Here is a 17,444-nt window from a genome sequence, read left to right on the forward strand (position 1 = left end):
TTATACACCTCATTGCCTTCAATAGAGTAACTTTTAACATTAAATAAACTGATTTTTTCGGGGCTCTTGTAGTATACTGAGAACAAAGAAATCCCAAGAAAAGGAGTGATAGAATGCGCTATTTAAGCAAGGACATTTTAGAGGAAGTCATCACTCAACGCCCCTCCGACTCTTATAAAAGTAATTTTGGGCGTGTTGTATTAATCGGAGGAAACCGACAATATGGCGGAGCCATCATCATGAGTACCGAAGCGTGTATCAATAGTGGCGCTGGTCTCACCACTGTGATTACTGATGTTAAAAATCACGGGCCTTTACATGCAAGATGCCCAGAAGCGATGGTCGTGGGCTTTGAAGAAACAGTCCTTCTGACGAACGTCGTAGAGCAAGCGGAGGTTATTTTAATTGGTCCAGGTTTAGGCTTAGATGCTGCTGCACAACAAATATTAAAGATGGTACTCGCCCAACATCAAAAAAAACAATGGTTAATTATCGATGGCTCAGCAATTACCCTGTTTAGCCAAGGCAATTTTTCCCTTACCTATCCTGAAAAAGTTGTTTTCACACCTCATCAAATGGAATGGCAACGTTTGAGTCACTTACCTATTGAGCAACAAACACTGGTAAATAACCAGCGCCAACAAGCAAAATTAGGCAGTACGATTGTTTTAAAAAGTCATCGCACCACAATTTTCCACGCAGGAGAACCTTTTCAAAATACAGGTGGCAACCCTGGGATGGCTACTGGCGGAACTGGGGATACCTTGGCTGGCATCATTGCTGGTTTTTTAGCTCAGTTTAAGCCGACAATTGAAACCGTTGCTGGCGCCGTCTACTTACACAGTCTCATTGGTGATGATTTGGCCAAAACTGACTATGTTGTTTTACCTACGAAGATTAGTCAAGCCTTGCCGACATATATGAAAAAATATGCCCAGCCCCACACTGCACCTGATTCTGAACTATTAGAACAGAAGCGTTCGAGATAAAACCCGAAAAGGCTAAATGGTGACAAATTTTGGGTTAAAAAGCAGGATTTAAGCCTGGGCCGAAAATCAAAAGCGATTTTCAGCCCAGGCTCTCTTTTTATTTTTCCTTATAAACATTTTTTAACGTTAATGGAGCGCCAAAGGTATGAAAATTCAAGCCTTTGACTTTATCATTTTGCAGGACTGTTTGTTCATTTTGGCTAAGTGGAATCATGCCAGCAGTCGTTTCAATCACTTCTTTTTCAGCTGCAATCAGTGTCGCCCATCTTTTTTCTGGCTCTAAGGCATAGGTTGTGGCTGCTTCATCTAATAATTTGTCATAGACAGGGTTCTGATAATTGCGATCATTGCCCTTGTATAAAGTCATCAGGGTAGAAATAGGATCTTGATAGTCTGGTGTCCAGTAAATTAAGAATAAATCATAGTCACTTTCTCGCCCAAAGTTCAATGCAGCTTCGGTCGGCAATGCGGTTAGCTCTATTGTCAAACCAGGAAACAGTTCTTGTAGCGAGCCTTGCAAACTTTCACCAATTTTTTTGTAAGAACCATCATCTGTTACCATCAATTCAACGTTAACCTTTTCTCCTAATTCTGCTTGTGCTTTTTTCCAATAACTTTGCGCTTTTTCTTTGTTATAAACCATTAAATTACCTGCTTCTTGACGAAAATCGAGACCCGTTGTGGGATTCGCCACAAAGCCTTCCGTAATCGCACCATGTAAAGCTTTAGAACCATCTGCAATAATATTATTGACTAGATTTTCTTTATCTATTCCTAAAGCCAATGCTTTACGCAGGTTTTCGTTTGCAAGCGGCGTTGCTTGCCCTTTCCGTTTTTGATTTAAGCGTAAGTAGTTCATTGTCGCTGTTGGGTACGAATGATACAGCATATTATTTTTATTCTGTTGCGCCAGTTCACCACTTAGTGTAGCCACATCTAATTGTCCATCTTCAAAAAGATTCAATGCAGTAGATGTTTCTTTGATAACCGTATAATTGATAATGTCTGAGCGCACGTTCTGGCGATCCCAATAGCGATTATTCTTTGCTAGTTGCCAGTCCATCTTTGTTTGCTGCCAATCTTTTACCACAAACGGGCCATTATAGACGACTTTATCGCTAGCAGTTCCATAGTCCGCACCAAATTGTTCGACTACTTTTTGATTTTGCGGAAAAAATGTAGGAAAAGCTAACAAGGACGTAAAGTACGGTTTTGGCTCTTTGAGCGTCACTTTTAATGTATAATCATCCACAGCTGTGACACCTAGTTCATTGGGTGCTAATTTCCCAGCTGAGATTTCTGCACCATTTTGAATTGTTTCAACGATGAGGAAGCTATAAACAAAGCCGTTTTTAGGATCAATCATTTTTTTCCAAGCATATTCAAAATCATGCGCTGTGACAGGATCATCGTTACTCCAAACCGCTTCTTTTCTCAAAGAAATCGTGTAGGTTTTTCCATCTTCTGAAATCGTCGGCAATGCTTTTGCTACGGCTGGTACCAATTGGTCTTGTTCATCTAAACTATATAACCCTTCAAACGCTGCTGTTTGGACAATAGCATCTGGGAAATCCAATAATACAGAGGTGTTGAGCGTTGTTAATTCCGAGGGTGACATCAGTTGAACGGCTTCTTTGGTATTTTTCTGTTTCTTTTTATTTTCATTTTTATTGGTACACCCAGCTAAAAATCCTACCAATAAAATACAAACCATTGTGATTTTTAAATACTTTTTCATCTTCTTTCTCCTATAACTCTTCATTTTTTTATGCTCTTACTTACAAAAAGACAGCTCCCCTTTTATTCTGTCCTTTCCACAAGCATCCAGACAACGACCGCTGGCTCCACCCCATCATTATAATTAATGTGACCTTCACCAGCTTCAATTAATTGGGCTTGTCCAGCTTTTCCGACTAAGTCTTGACCATCTTCTAAAATCGTATGTGCTTCGCCAGAAATCACATAAGAATATTCATCTTGTTCATGGCGAGCATATCCAGCTAAAGGCCGTTTTTCACCAGGTTGTAATGTAATAATGCCCATTTGAACTTGTGTATTTGGTTGGTTTTCTTTATCAAAAAAAATCGTCATTTCTTCTGATTCTGCTGATTTAATAAGCAATAGCTTTCCCTCCTTTTTTAAATCTTGTATCTTCCATTATTCCTTTAAATAGAATCAAAGTCAATCTTTTTATAGAAAATTCTGAATATTCTACACAAAAAAAAGAGAGCATGGATTCTCTCTTTTTTATCTCTTTAAACTTTTACAATCCAGCCTTCTGGCGCTTCTTTGTCACCAAACTGTATACCAACCAGTTCATCATACAGTTGCTTAGTCACTGGTCCAACTTCCGTTTCACTATAAAATACATGGAAATCTGTGCCATTTTGAATCCCACCGATAGGAGAAATAATCGCCGCTGTGCCACAAGCACCTGCTTCGGAGAAGTCCGCTAATCGATCAATGTAAACGTCTCCTTCAAGCGCCGTCATCCCTAAACGTTCTTTTGCTAGCGTCAATAATGAATATTTAGTAATACTTGGTAAAATAGACGCTGATTTCGGCGTAATAAAAGTACCATCTTTGGTTATGCCAAAGAAATTGGCTGCACCAACTTCTTCAATTTTCGTATGCGTATACGGATCTAAATAAATGCAATCACTAAATTCTTTCTCATGTGCTTCTGCACCTGGTAAAAGACTAGCTGCATAATTGCCCCCCACTTTAGCGGCCCCAGTTCCTCGACCCGCTGCTCGATCATAGTCAGAAACGATAAAGTTGGTTGGTGCTAAACCATTTTTAAAATACGAACCAACCGGCACGCAAAAAATAGAAAAAATGTATTCTTTGGCAGGTGCTACGCCAATATTATCGCCGACACCAATCATATAAGGGCGAAGATACAACGTACCGCCCGTTCCATATGGCGGTAAATAAGCAAGGTTGGCTTTCACCACTTCTTGGCATGCAGAAACAAAGGTTTCTACTGGCACTTGTGGCATCAGTAGACGCGCACAACTTTTTTGTAGCCGTTTGGCATTTTCATCTGGACGAAACAAATTGACAGAACCATCTGCACATTGATACGCTTTTAATCCTTCAAAACATTGTTGGCCATAATGTAGAGCAGGCGAACCTTCACTAATCGTTAACTGATTGTTATCTGTTAGCGTGCCTTCTTCCCACTTGCCGTCTCGCCAATAACTAATATAACGAAAGGGCGTTTTAATGTAAGAAAATCCTAAATTATTCCAATCAAGATTGGCTTTTTCCATTGTCGTAGCACCTCAATTATTTTGATTTTTTATCTTAATTAGTGTAATTGTACCCACCAAAAACTAGAAAAGCAAGCCTTATTCTCATTCTTAACTTTTGTTATTTTTTCTTACTTGTCCATTTCTCCCTCACAAAAAAACCTTGATAGCCGTTTCTTGAATTGCAACGGAATATCAAGGTTTCGAAAAATTATTCAGTATACTCTTTGGTTTCTTGTAACGTACCATCTTGCTTATAGATTTTCAGCTTTGTTTGCTTATTCCGAGCAATTTCTTGGGCTCGTTCAATCGCCTCTTGTTTGTGGGTAAATGTATTACTTGCTTTTTCAGCGCTGTCTGAAATCACCAACCATTGGCCGTCTTTATATTTAACGTTGACAGCCGCCGTTAATAATTTTCCCGCATGTTTATCCTGTTTATGCGAATCTTGTTTCGTAGGATTTGCTTCTTGTTCGAAGGCCTTTTTGTCTGCTGCACTTGCCTCTTGATACCATTTCTCCGCTTGACTAATCGCAATTGGAATGGCACGATCATCAGGGTAGCCATCCGCAAGCAACGCATTGCCAATATCTATCGCTTTTTTCCGAATCAAAGGTGCTAAATTTTTCATTGATGTAGGATAATCATTCATATTCCAAGGCATCAAAATCTCCTCCTTAAATTCTGTCTATTACTAGCTTACTACAGAAAAGGAACATTTGAAAAAGAAATGATTACTTTGAATATTTCCTGAACCTTCTTGAGAGAATAAACCTAATTTCCCGTTGGCCAAAACTTCTCAATCTTTGAGTGTATGATTACTCATTTCCCTTTGAATCAGTTATGATAAAGGAAGAAATAAATAAATTTTTTGGAGGGATTTTCATGAAAATGTCTAAAGTACTCACCACTGTTTTGACGGCAACTGCTGCTCTTGTGCTGCTTAGTGCTTGTTCATCTGATAAAAAAACAGATAGTAGTTCTAGTAGCAAAGAAACAGCTAATTCAAGTACAGAAGTAGTCTCTGGTGCTTCAATTAGTGCCAAGCCTGAAGAGCTCGAAATGGCGTTAAGTGATAAAGGAAATTGGATTGTCGCAGCTACTGACAATGTCACTTTTGATAACGAGGTAACAGTTGCTGGTACTTTCCATGATAAGGGGAAAGATTCCAACGATGTCTATCGTAAATTAGCGCTTTATTCTCAAGATGATAATAAAAAAGTAACTGCTGAATATGAAATCACTGTTCCTAAACTAATCGTTTCTTCTGAAAATTTCAACATCGTTCACGGGACTGTCAAAGGTGATATTGAGGTGAAAGCAAATGGCTTTACTTTAAATGGTACCAAAGTTAATGGCAATATTACTTTTGATAAACAAGAATACAAAGATTCTGCTGACTTAGAAAAAGATGGTGCCACTGTTACTGGTGAAGTCACCGTAGCCAATAATTAAGTTCTTACCAGACAATTTTAACTAGTAAAAAACCAATGACAAATGTTCAATCAAATTTGTCATTGGTTTTAGTTTGTAAACACAGTGCCAGCATTGGTAGATAATTACAAAATGAACTCACTCTTTGCCATAAGCCTAAATAATTAAATGGTTTTACCTGTTGTAGCTGTGGAATCCTTGCTAAGCCATATAAGCCGGCTGCAAGTATACATAAAATAAACAAAAAGCCAAAAAGTTTTTTATTTTTTTGCGAACCGTCTTTACTATAGATAATGGTTAAGACGCCTGATAACAACAAAAAGCCTGTATAACCGACTGCTGATCCTCCGTTATGAAGCGCGGTAGCAACTGTGTCAGCGCTTGAAGTGTCTACGCTGAAGAGCCCACTGAAAATACAATCAAATAAACCATAAGCGCCAATCATTGCCACTACTAACCAAGCACCTTTTTTCGTTTTTCTGGAAAAAATAGCATATATCCTAGGTAAACTTGCTAACATCAACATTCCCGCAATGATAGTTAACCGATTAAAGTTTTCCCTAACTGGACTATTCACATCACCTAATAAGCTAATTACTTCTGTCAATTGATTGTAACCTTGATCTTTGAATCCGACATAATAAGGTGTAAAAAAATCAAGTAAGACCCCTAAAACTAAAAAATAGCCGCCATATTTTTTTAAAAACTGCATCTATTCACCTCAATTTTGATTTTCTATTTACTTTAAGTATAGCATATCAAAAATTCCAAATAATGAAACTTTCTTTTCCACTAAAAAACTTTTCGTCAGCGCGAGACGAAAAGTTTTACTTTAGGATTCAATAGAATCTACAATCTTATCATTTTCTTTTGATTCATTTAGCCACTCCGAGACAATAATTTTAATGATTGCAGCAACAGGAACTGCTAAAAACATCCCTAAGACGCCGAAGTACGCTCCCCCAATCGTGATTGAAACAATAATTAAAATCGGATTGACATTTAGGGCATCTCCCATAATTCGAGGACCAATAATATTGCCGTCAATTTGTTGTAAAATTAATAAAACTAGTAACACCGTAATGGCTTGAGTAACACCACCTGTGAAAAGCGTAATCACACCAGCAACAATTGACGCAAAAATCGAACCAAAATAAGGAATCATATTACAAATACCTAATAAAATCCCCAAAGTCACAGCAAATTTCACATTCAAAATACTTAACAAAATCGTTGATGAAACGCCAATTATACAAGCATCAAGAAATTGGCAACTGATAAATTTATAGAAAATTTTATTCGTTGTATTTAACCAGGTTTGTGTTTGCTTGTACACTTTTTCAGACAGCAATTTGTGGGCGGCCTTTTCAACAAATGTCAAAATAGATTGCTTAAATACCAGCGCATATATTGAGATAATCAACGTTAAAAATGCATTTAAAAAGAATGAGGAAACATTTTTAGTCAACGTTCCTAATGAAAATAACGCTTGTGTCCATTGATTTAAAAAACGTTCCGGCGACAAATCTTTAAGGACACTATTTAAATATTTTTCAATCGCGGCTGTTTTTAAAATCCCTTTATCTTCTAAACTCATCACAAACTGAACCATGTGATCATAAAAAGTGGGTAAAGAGTTTGCTAAATCTACTAAATTACTAATGAGTAGCGGAACGATATAGTTTAATGTCAAGACAAAAATAAACAAAATAATCAGGTACAAAAGGAGTACACTCAAGCCGTGTTTCGCTTTTTTAACGACTGGTAAAGGAACTCTTTCTAGTAATCCCTCGATTTTTTTCTGACTCCCACTCAATAAATAAGCAATCACGAAACCAGTAATAAATGGGGATAAGATGCCTAATAAACCCGAAACACTATGGACAAAGTGCTGATAATTCGTGATTAATAAATAGCCAACAATCAGCGCCATTACAAATAAAAAGCGGACAACCCAGTAATTCCAATCAACATTGTATTTCTTCAATCACTTCACCTCTAAATAAATTATGCCTATCATTGTAATTGTAAACGATTTGTGGCAAAAGGCAAGTTTGTCCATTCGTTCTTGATGAAATACACAAAGAAGCCAGACACTTTAAAAAATGTGTCTGTTTATTCTGCAGTATAAAAATGAGACACTAGACCTTGCTTCTTTTCATAAAAGAAGCAACTTGGTCTACAAGTACGTTTAACTTGTAGACCAAGTTGCTTAGATAGACTAAATTTATTTTTTCGATTCCACTGTGACCGTAAAGTTATCCATAATGAAATCTTTATCGGCACCTGTTGTAAAAATACCAAACGTAGTGTTTCCTGAAGCATCCCCAATTATTTCTGCTTCATAATGCTTGGTTTGACCATCTGCTGCTGTCGAAGTCAACTCACCGACTGGCTTAAAGTCATTGTTATTTTTCAACTCCCCATTAATGGTCCCAGCAGTAAAGACATTTTCACCATCAGTTTGATAATCAAATTGGACCGTATATTTCTTGTTCGGTTCAAATTTAATATTTTGCGGAATTGTTTGAAGCATCAAACCTGCTCCTTGTTTATGGGCTTTCAAGGACCAGTTGCCTTCTAATACATCTGAAACAAGGTTTCCATTCCAACCATATTGTGTGTAAGGTTCATTTCTTTCTGATAAATGAATCCGTGGATCTTCTACACCACCAGCTGAGCCTTTAACAAACGGATATAATCCAACTGCTTGTGTGTCTTCAAAATCTTGCTTAATAACTGTTTGTTTGTCTGGGTTCATGATATCCGTTTGACGCTCAACAATTCGTAAATCATCAAATTTTGTAACGGAATTGCCTTTATCAACCGCTAACGTCACCGAGCCTTTTTTGGCATTATCTGGGATTTCAAAATCAATTCGCATATTTTGCATATACTGCGGATTTTTCCTGCTTGTATGGTTAATATCTGCCTGAATATAGTTTTGGGCAACCGAATTATTCACTGTCCGCGTATATTTTTTACCACCAATTTTAACAGTTACTGTGGCTTTGCGATCATGTGTTTCTGTGTTTAGATACAAACTATATTTTCCTGGTTTAGGAAGATTGATGTCTTGTTTGATTTCGGTTCTTTCTTTTTCTGAACTAAAGACATAATCACCGTTAGCATCTTTTTTAACCTCTCCATCACCTCGGAAAACTTTCCAGTTATTTTTCAAGGTATTGGCTTCATTAAATCCAGGATCTTTAAATGGTGTTCCTGTTCCAAATGTCATCGGTTCAATACTGTCAGGTTCAGCAATGACATACGGTGTATTAGCCTCGGCTTGGATGGTCACTTGGTTATTTGTAGTGGCAATTGCGCCTTTGTCAATACGCCCTTGATCTGTTAATTCATATAAATGTAAATTCGTTTTTCCTTGCATTTTCTTATCCAATGACCAAGTGCTGGTACCGCCTTTTGGATTCCAGTGATATAGTTTGTCTTGACCATTGACATTCCAAGGCAGTAGATACGCATCACCTTTTAGAACTTCTGTCTCATTTAACGTAATGCTTCTTGGCGAATTAGCATCTGCTTGAGTAACGGTCACTTTTTCAGCACCGTTCGCTAATTTAATCGTACCATAGATTTGACCATCTGCTGCTGTTGTAGTTTCCCAGTTTGTAATTTGGTAATGTTGTAAGAACTTAGTTGGGATATTAATGGCAAAAGTTTTTTGGCGATAGGTATTAAAATTGGTTTTACCCACCCAACCTTCATAGGCTTCAAATTCAGCTCCACCTAACAAAGGGTTGTCGGAAATAATCCAAGTGTCTTTTTGATGATTCCGAATAAAACGAACGATTGTACTGTTAAAGCCTTTCGTTGTTGTACCGCCGTAATCTTTTTCTGCAGACCAATGGTTCCAAACCGAGTCATACTCTAAAGCATTCGGAAATTCATTGGTTGTAAACCAACCGAGTGAATTAATTTCTTTACTTAGTTGACGACTTGCCCAACCTGATTCGCCTTGGTTGCCCCAAACATCAACATAAATATAATCTAGATTCGGTGCTTTTTGTTTTAATTCTTTAAAGCGCTCATAGCGACGACCACTCAATGCATCGGGTCTTTGTTTAATAAAATAAGACGGATCTAACCAATCCCAGCCACGCTTCGTTGGATCAACTAATTCCTCATTAAATCCTTTTGCTTCTGGGTAAGACTCGGTGTCATTAATATGCACACCGAAAACGGCATTTAATTTATGGCCTTCATCAATTAATTGATTCAACGCTTGTTCCCCACCAGGTCGCTGACCAATAGCACCGTAATCTGGATGCGCAGAATCATGTCCTTCATTTTGATACCCTTTTAGTAAATTCATTTGTCCTAATCCATCTGTTAAATTGTAAATACGTTTTGATTCGTCTAACGTCACTAAGAATGGGTTTGTCGCCTGACTAGCAAAGTTAAAAGGAATCCGTTGGTTGACTAATTCAGGGACTTTTTCCGCGCCCATTGGGTTATTCATAATTGAACGGAACCCAATTGCCGCATCTTGCCAATCCACCCGATTGTCGTCGTTGCTATCTTTTGAGAATTTAACTTTCACTTCTGGTGTTTCCCCAGTTGTGTAATCTTCCGGTGCATCAAATGGTCGATAGGTCCATGCCCCACTTGACAAGGTTGTTACAAAACCAGTCGCCGCTTCTTTTGTTTGTTTATGGATTCGATTGTTGTCACTACCATCGACAGAGCCGTCTCCATAGGCGTTCGTCCAAAAACTTGCAGCATAATTTGCTGTATTTAAGAAACCGTACATATATTTTTTCGTTTCTTCTTGACTAGTTGTAGTTAAATCTTGGATAGTATCACCATTTTTATTTCCGTTATTTGCATTTGTCCCAGTATTCATCACAACGCCAGCAAAAGTCGCCCCTTCATCTGTACTATTGATAGAAATCAAGCCTTGATTTGGAATTGAAATTGTGTGTATTTTGGTTCCTTCTTCACGAATATCTGAGAGTTTCATAGCTAATTCTTGGCCTTCTGAAACAGTCAATGTCGTTGTGAAACGCAGACCAATTTCTGGGACAGCTACGTTATAAACGGCTTGATTTGCTTCACTCTTCTGTTTTTCAGCAGTTGCTTTATATGCTTTGCCATCAATCATTACTTGGTCAATTTTCTCGTGTTGGCCATTAAAAATCACTTGATTACTCTGAGGGTCTTCGTAGCGAATAATTCGTGGAAATTGTGGATCAACCACGGCTGTTAAATCTGCAGAAGAGATTTTGTCGCCTTTTTCAGCTTCATTGTCTTTAGCAACAACAACGCTGGCTTTTGCTTTGATGTTTGTATTTTCCAAAGTACCGTCGACTTCAAAAGTCCCTGGTTCTTTGTATGCATCAGGATCGATTTCATCCCAACGGACTGCTTCATTGGCTTCTTTACCAGTATTATAGGTCACTTTTACTTGTTTCGGTAATTTTGGTGCGACACCAATTTTTGTAAAAACTTTGACTGGCGCAATTTGTGTCACTTCTGGCACAATTTCTGGAATGCTATCTACGGGGCCATTTTTAAAATAGTCATAATTGACAATTTTTTTGTCGTACCACAAACGGACACCCACATGTCCGGCTTCTGTTGGAATTTTGTCTCCGTTGGCCAAAACAGGTTCTCCTTCGTAAATCAACGTGGTGTTAAGCCAGATAGTAATTTTTTCACCAACATAACGTACTTTCAACAAATAATTCGTATCTTCATTTAACGTTGGCCCAGAAATCGAATCATTCCACGAATTAGGGCTTTCAACTAACCATTTGCCATTCGCGTTATAGCCTACAAAAACCCAGCTATCTTTGGTATTACCACGTATAATCACACCCGTTCGACCGCTTCCAGCAGTGTATTTAAACTTTGTTTCTACTTCACCATCAGCTAATTTAGGGGAATCTAAATTTAAAGATACGGCATTATTACCTGCTGCTGCATCTCGTGAAATCGCCAATGACTCTCCTGCTAATTCTCGATTTGTTTTACCAATCACATCTTGCCACTCACCAATTTTCCCTCCTGGAAAATCAGATTGCCACAATTTTTCCTCTGTTGCGGTAGGTTCCACCATTGATGAGCTTGTTTCAGTGCTGCTGTTTGTTGTTTCTTCTGCAGACGTACTTAATGGTACTAAAATCGTTGCGCTTGCCAATAGTGTCAATGTACTAAATCGTTTTATTTTCCCATGTTTCATCTGATAAATCAGCCCCCTAACATTTTTTGAACACGCTTTCATTATTAGCAATTAAAGGGGCGTTCCAAAAATAAATTCTTTTATTTTTGGAACGTCCATCTCTAAATCATTCTCTTAAAAACTTTGATTACTTACGACAACAAGTCAGAATTATTCATCCTCGTCATCTACTGCAACATTTAGCAGCAATTCGTTGACTTTCACAATACTTTCTGCTGATTCATTAACATAGTCACCTTCGATCGCTAATAAACTTGCATTTACATAGCTGATAACCATCGGTAAATTCATCCCAGTATATAAGTCAAACGAAGCACCTTGCATAATTTTTTTAGATAAAATATTACAAGGTGTCCCCCCTAATAGATCAGCAAAGACAACAAAATCTTCTAACGATTCCGTAATCGCTTCAAATTTTTCTAAAAAGTCAGCTTCACCTTCTTCTGGTAATAAAGCAACAGTGGAAATTGTTTCTTGCGGTCCCATAATCATCTCCGCACTTTTTTTCAATTCCTCGCAAAAACGGCCATGACTTACTAAAACTAAATGTTCACTCATCGATTTTCTCCTGTCTTACTTATTTTGAAATAACACCTAACGCAGACAATGCGACACAGACAATTAATACGATAAAAATGGCTTTAGTAGACGTCATATTCTTTTTACCTAGCATCCAATAAACGCCACCGACAATTCCTGCAGGAAGTAGACGTGGTAAAATCATATCCAAGTTATTTTGCATGTTAAGTGTTACATCCCCAATACTTGGTGCCCATGATAGTTTGACATTAACCATCGTTGCCACTAAAGCGCCAACCATGAAGACCCCTAGTAAAGTTGCAGCATCTGTTAAGGCAGTTAAGCGGTGTTGCATAGTTGTTACCAAAGAAATTCCTTCGCGATATGCAAATTCCAATTGTTTCCAACGGAAGACCATCACGGCAATTTGAGCAACAATCCAGATAAAGATACCAGTTGGGTTACCATTAATCGCCATGTTAGCAGCTAGCGCCCCAAAAATAGTTGGAATTAAAGCTGCGAAAATTGAATCCCCAATTGCTGCAAACGGTCCCATTAAACCAGTTTTCAAACCTGAAACTGTTTGTTTTCCAGCAATGCCTTCTTTTTCTTCAATTGCCAAATCGATCCCTGTAATAATTGTATTAAAGAAGTTTGAAGTATTGAAAAATTGCGTGTGTGTTTTCATTACTTCTTTTAATTCAGGCGTATCATCCCCATAAATTTTACGCAATTGTGGCAAAATCGTATACAAGTAACCTGATCCTTGCATTCTTTCGTAGTTCCAACCTAATTGGAAAGTAAACAAGCTTCTGCGATTAATTTGTTTAAAATCTTCTTTCGTCAATTTATAATTAGATTTCGTCATCTTCAATCTCTCCTTCGTCTGAATCATTCGCTGCATGTTCTTTTTTGGCTGCTGGCCCACTCGGAATCATTTGACCATTTTTGTAGCTAATTGCGGCTAAAGCGAAACCAATTAAAGCGACTGCTAACATTGGTAGTGCGTTAAATACACCACTGAAGTCTTTCACAACGCTCGCAACAGATGTTCCTAAAAGTTGCATGTTTGTAAAGATTGTTCCTAGTAAAGCAGTTACAGTGAAACCAAGAATTAAATAAGGGAAATGTTTTTTCACTGGTAAGTAACGTAGTAAAATTGCAAAACCGACCGCTGGTAAGACCGCCCCAGCAACAGACAAGCCATCACCTAACCATTTCAAATCGCCATTTAGGACAGATACAACTTTTTGTACTAAACCACCACCAAAAGCAAGTGCTAAGAAGACTGGAATCATTCGAGAAAGAGACCAAGGTAAGGCACCCATTAAGAAGTTACGTTCAATTCCTTTGTAGTTCATATCTTCGACCATTTTATCAATTCGATGTGCAAAGTAGGTATTCGCAAAACGAGCCAAAATGTCTAATTGAATCATTAAACTAGCAACTGGTACTGCAATAGCAGCGATTGCTTGTTCAGGGTTCATTCCTAAAGACACAGAAAATGCTGTGGCAAGAATCGTACCTGAGTTAGCATCAATTTTGGAGGCACCCCCGAAAGTCCCAACTCCTAATACAGTTAATTGCATACTTCCACCAATAATAAGTCCTGCTTTAATATCCCCCATCACTAATCCTGCAAAAAGACCTGCAAACACTGGCGCACTTAATGAAGAATAAATTTGTAATTCATCTAAAATTTGGTATCCTGCGTATAATGTTAATAATAAGATCTGCCACCATAAGATATTCATTTTTTGTTCCCTCCTATTTTGTTATCAAACTCATAAAGTCTTCCGCTTTGTCACTTGGCACCATTTGAGCAATCAGATGGACACCTTTAGCATTTAACTCTTTAAAAACCTCAATATCTTGATCGACCACATTGATTGACTTAGTAATCGACCGTGTTTCGTTTGTTTGAGACATGTTCCCAACATTGATTTCTTTAATCGGCACCCCAAGTTCTACTAGTTTTAATAAACGATCTGGTTTCCGTACCACAATTAGTAAACGTTGTGAGTCGTATTTTCCTGCTAAAATATTTTGAGCAGCTTTTTCAACTGGTAACACGCTTAGTTTCACGCCAGCTGGTGTTGCTAATTTCAAGCCACTTTTTTCAATGGCATTCCCTGCAACTTCATCATCAACGACCATAATTCTGGAAATATTCAATTTTGTCGCCCATAAATTTGCCACTTGTCCATGAATCAAACGTCCATCAATTCTTACGCCAATAATACTCATTGTAATCCCTCTTTCATTTCTTTATATAGTGGTTCTTTTACTAACTGAATTTCTGGTTGGTACGTTCCTTCCGTTTCAAAAATGACGATCTCATTTTGCCCTTCTTTTAATAATCCTTTGGGAATATATAAGGAAAGCGTCGGACCAACATTCCAGAAACGACCAAGATTGGTTTGGTTAACAAAAACAATTCCTTTGCCGAATTTAGAAACATCAATAAATGTATCTTTCACTTCTGCTAACTCCACATGATACTGGTAAAAGCTTGGTTGATCAGGCTGCCATTCTCTTGAATAGTCTACCTGTTCACAGCTTGTCATAGATAAACAATATTGTTGCCATTGCGTCATAAAATGTAAATCTGCCATGACACCCGTTCGAATCCCTTTTTTCTGAGTATCTGCAAATAGTTTATGCCCGTAATTGACACGACCCATATTTTCCATTAAAATATCGATTTGATTATTCTCTTGCGGCAGTGTAACGTAAATATCTTCGCCAATTTCCGTTTGATATTGCGTTGCTTGATGTACCTGATTGACAAATAATTGCAGACGATCACGACCGTCAATCACTCTTAGCTTTTCTTCTGCAGCATCTTTTTCAATGCTTGTTCGGTAAAGAAGATAGCCGGTATTTTGTCCTAATTGTTCCATGGTTTGCGGATAAACGCTGACCACTGGCTGACTAATCGTTTCTAAAGTCGCAAACAAACTCACTTTGTTGGTTAAAGGAATTGCTGTTTGCGCAAAAGAATCTTTTACTAATGGTTCAGCTTGTGGTAACGCAGGGTACTCTTCGTGAAGCATTTTTTGTAACGCAAAATACTTTTCGGTTGGGTTCCCTTGTTCATCAAGAGGCGCATCATAATCATAGGAAGTGATTTGTGGTAAATCAATGGTTCCTCGTGCGGAGCAGCCATTCATAAACCCAAAATTGGTGCCGCCATGAAACATATATAAGTTGATACTGCCTAATGCTAATGCTTCTCTAACTGATTCAGCCAATTCTTGCGGATCTCGTTTAATAATTGGCTCTTTCCAACGATTAAACCAGCCATCCCAAAATTCCATACACATTAGCGGCCATTTTTTACCATGTTCTTCAAAAAAGGCTTGCATCATACCGAAATTTTCTTTGGCTTTTGAGCCAAAATTTCCGGTTACTAAAATATCATCTTCAATCATGCTGCCTGCCCGCAATGTTGCGCGCCATGGCCCGTCAGAAGTAAAAAATGGTGCTGTCACGCCGCGTGCAATCATCAAATCGCGAATCGCCCGTAAATACGCTTTTTCTTCGCCAAATGAACCATATTCGTTTTCGATTTGAATCATTAAAATATTGCCACCGTTAGCAAGTTGATGCGGAACAATTTTTTCCATTAAAACATCATAATATTCCGCAACATGCTTCAGATAGGTTGGATTATTCGAACGCATCCGTCCTGGTTCATTTAATAGCCAGGCTGGAAAACCGCCAAACTCCCATTCTGCACAAATATAAGGAGACGGCCGCACAATCGCATATAGTCCAAGTTCTTGTGCTAATTTTAAAAAGCGCTCCAAATCTAATATTCCCTCAAAATGAAATGTTCCTTTTTGCGGTTCATGTAAATTCCATGGTACATATGTCTCAACTGTATTGAAGCCTAAAGCTTTCAAGTTATAAAGTGAATGATACCAATCTGAGGGATCTACACGAAAATAATGAATGGCACCTGATAAAATTTTAAATGGTTGACCATTTAAAAGAAACTCCTCTTTAATTTCAAATCTTTCCACATTGCCACCCTTTCTAGTAAACGCTTTCAATTACTGGATAATTGCTAAATAAAGAAAGCTCTTTATTTAGCAATTTCGACTACTTGGATGTTCATAAGATGTTTCTTCACGTTCTCTACGTCTACATGCCCAGTCATTCTTTCTTGGGCATTAGCCATTCCAGCCGCCATGCCCCATTTTAGCAGTTCGGCCGCTGGGGCATCCTTCGCTAGTCCATATGCAAGACCAGCAATGGTTGCATCTCCTGAACCAACAGGATTTTTAGCTTGAATCGTTGGAATTTTTACACGATAGAACTGATCGTGATGTTTGGCAATTGCACCATCTTTTCCTAAAGATACGACAATCCATTCAATTCCAGCAAACATTGGTTTTGTTAAAGCTGTTTGCACAGCTGCTAATGGATTTTCTGAAAAATCTTGCTCTAGTAATCCTTCTAGTTCCTCTAAGTTAGGTTTAATTAAATACGGTTTCCATGGTCCTTGAAGAACTTGTCTTAAACTATCACCAGAAGTATCTAGTAGTACTTTAACCTCTTGTGCTTGAGCTTTTTGAACTAATTCTTGATAAAAATTTGATGGTAATCCTTTCGCTAAACTGCCAGAAATTGTGACAATTTCTGCTTGCTTAATTAATTGATCGAAATTTTCAAGGAAGTTACTGATTTCTTTTGGGGAAACAGTCGGTCCAGCTTCTAAAATTTCAGTTTGATTCCCCTCGTGCAAAATCGCAATCGAATCACGTGTTTCTTCTTTGATTGATGTAAATGCTTGGGGGATGTTTGCTTTCTTTAACTCGTTTGCAATAAACGCCCCATGAAAACCACCAAGAACGCCGGTAGCGATAACATCTCCACCTAAATCATGAATGACGCGAGTGACATTTAGTCCTTTGCCACCAGGGGTTTTGGTCACCTGACTGGTCCGATTAACGATATCAAGCTTTAGATGATCTAATAGGTAGGAGATGTCAATTGACGGATTCATTGTTACTGTTACTATCACAGCTATGCCTCCCA

General features: G+C 38.1%; 15 protein-coding genes. 2 read left to right on the forward strand and 13 right to left on the reverse strand.

Going from position 1 to position 17,444, the window contains the following annotated elements; all coding sequences use genetic code 11:
* The first annotated feature begins 113 nt into the window (after positions 1-113).
* Positions 114-989 carry an NAD(P)H-hydrate dehydratase gene (locus IGL93_RS07240; protein WP_010775894.1) on the forward strand — a complete coding sequence of 292 codons (876 nt, stop codon included), beginning with the start codon at positions 114-116 and terminating at the stop codon, positions 987-989.
* Between the two features lie 97 nt (positions 990-1,086).
* On the opposite strand, the gene IGL93_RS07245 is transcribed toward IGL93_RS07240, so the two are convergent.
* The 4 genes from IGL93_RS07245 to IGL93_RS07260 all read right to left on the reverse strand — a co-directional run bounded on the left by IGL93_RS07245 (position 1,087) and on the right by IGL93_RS07260 (position 4,907).
* On the reverse strand, positions 1,087-2,727 hold the full coding sequence (locus IGL93_RS07245; protein WP_010775895.1) for a peptide ABC transporter substrate-binding protein: 1,641 nt from the start codon (positions 2,725-2,727) through the stop codon (positions 1,087-1,089).
* Positions 2,728-2,789: 62 nt separating this feature from the next.
* Complete coding sequence (locus tag IGL93_RS07250) at positions 2,790-3,110, reverse strand: cupin domain-containing protein (protein WP_010775896.1); 321 nt, start codon at positions 3,108-3,110, stop codon at positions 2,790-2,792.
* Positions 3,111-3,244: 134 nt separating this feature from the next.
* Positions 3,245-4,264 carry a branched-chain amino acid aminotransferase gene (locus tag IGL93_RS07255; RefSeq protein ID WP_002366823.1) on the reverse strand — a complete coding sequence of 340 codons (1,020 nt, stop codon included), beginning with the start codon at positions 4,262-4,264 and terminating at the stop codon, positions 3,245-3,247.
* 190 nt (positions 4,265-4,454) lie between these two features.
* Positions 4,455-4,907 (reverse strand): DUF2188 domain-containing protein, encoded by a 453-nt coding sequence (locus IGL93_RS07260; RefSeq protein WP_002369264.1) that lies wholly within the window; start codon positions 4,905-4,907, stop codon positions 4,455-4,457.
* 179 nt (positions 4,908-5,086) lie between these two features.
* On the opposite strand from IGL93_RS07260, the gene IGL93_RS07265 reads away from it, so the two are divergent.
* Complete coding sequence (locus IGL93_RS07265; RefSeq protein ID WP_002381806.1) at positions 5,087-5,698, forward strand: hypothetical protein; 612 nt, start codon at positions 5,087-5,089, stop codon at positions 5,696-5,698.
* A gap of 46 nt (positions 5,699-5,744) precedes the next feature.
* Here IGL93_RS07265 and IGL93_RS07270 read toward each other — a convergent pair whose 3' ends face one another.
* From IGL93_RS07270 to IGL93_RS07310, 9 genes are all read right to left on the reverse strand, one after another.
* The gene (locus IGL93_RS07270; protein WP_010775897.1) at positions 5,745-6,389 is read right to left on the reverse strand and encodes a DUF998 domain-containing protein; all 645 of its coding nucleotides are present in this window, start codon (positions 6,387-6,389) and stop codon (positions 5,745-5,747) included.
* A gap of 120 nt (positions 6,390-6,509) precedes the next feature.
* On the reverse strand, positions 6,510-7,664 hold the full coding sequence (locus tag IGL93_RS07275; protein ID WP_002386882.1) for an AI-2E family transporter: 1,155 nt from the start codon (positions 7,662-7,664) through the stop codon (positions 6,510-6,512).
* A gap of 240 nt (positions 7,665-7,904) precedes the next feature.
* Positions 7,905-11,879 carry an endo-alpha-N-acetylgalactosaminidase family protein gene (locus IGL93_RS07280; RefSeq protein WP_010775898.1) on the reverse strand — a complete coding sequence of 1,325 codons (3,975 nt, stop codon included), beginning with the start codon at positions 11,877-11,879 and terminating at the stop codon, positions 7,905-7,907.
* A gap of 150 nt (positions 11,880-12,029) precedes the next feature.
* Positions 12,030-12,437, reverse strand: coding sequence for a PTS sugar transporter subunit IIA (locus tag IGL93_RS07285; RefSeq protein ID WP_002419866.1), 408 nt, complete (start codon positions 12,435-12,437; stop codon positions 12,030-12,032).
* Between the two features lie 19 nt (positions 12,438-12,456).
* Positions 12,457-13,266, reverse strand: coding sequence for a PTS system mannose/fructose/sorbose family transporter subunit IID (locus tag IGL93_RS07290; protein ID WP_002357254.1), 810 nt, complete (start codon positions 13,264-13,266; stop codon positions 12,457-12,459).
* A complete protein-coding gene (locus IGL93_RS07295) occupies positions 13,253-14,152 on the reverse strand; it encodes a PTS mannose/fructose/sorbose/N-acetylgalactosamine transporter subunit IIC (RefSeq protein WP_002357253.1) in 900 nt (299 codons plus the stop codon). Before IGL93_RS07295 ends, IGL93_RS07290 begins: the two co-directional genes overlap by 14 nt.
* A 13-nt stretch (positions 14,153-14,165) precedes the next feature.
* Positions 14,166-14,645, reverse strand: coding sequence for a PTS system mannose/fructose/N-acetylgalactosamine-transporter subunit IIB (locus IGL93_RS07300; RefSeq protein WP_002361968.1), 480 nt, complete (start codon positions 14,643-14,645; stop codon positions 14,166-14,168).
* Positions 14,642-16,456 carry a glycoside hydrolase family 35 protein gene (locus IGL93_RS07305; protein ID WP_016616898.1) on the reverse strand — a complete coding sequence of 605 codons (1,815 nt, stop codon included), beginning with the start codon at positions 16,454-16,456 and terminating at the stop codon, positions 14,642-14,644. Before IGL93_RS07305 ends, IGL93_RS07300 begins: the two co-directional genes overlap by 4 nt.
* Positions 16,457-16,488: 32 nt before the next feature.
* On the reverse strand, positions 16,489-17,430 hold the full coding sequence (locus IGL93_RS07310) for a hexose kinase (RefSeq protein ID WP_010775900.1): 942 nt from the start codon (positions 17,428-17,430) through the stop codon (positions 16,489-16,491).
* Positions 17,431-17,444 lie beyond the last annotated feature (14 nt).

Source organism: Enterococcus sp. DIV1328a (assembly GCF_050536905.1).
In the GTDB taxonomy this organism is placed as follows: domain Bacteria; phylum Bacillota; class Bacilli; order Lactobacillales; family Enterococcaceae; genus Enterococcus; species Enterococcus faecalis.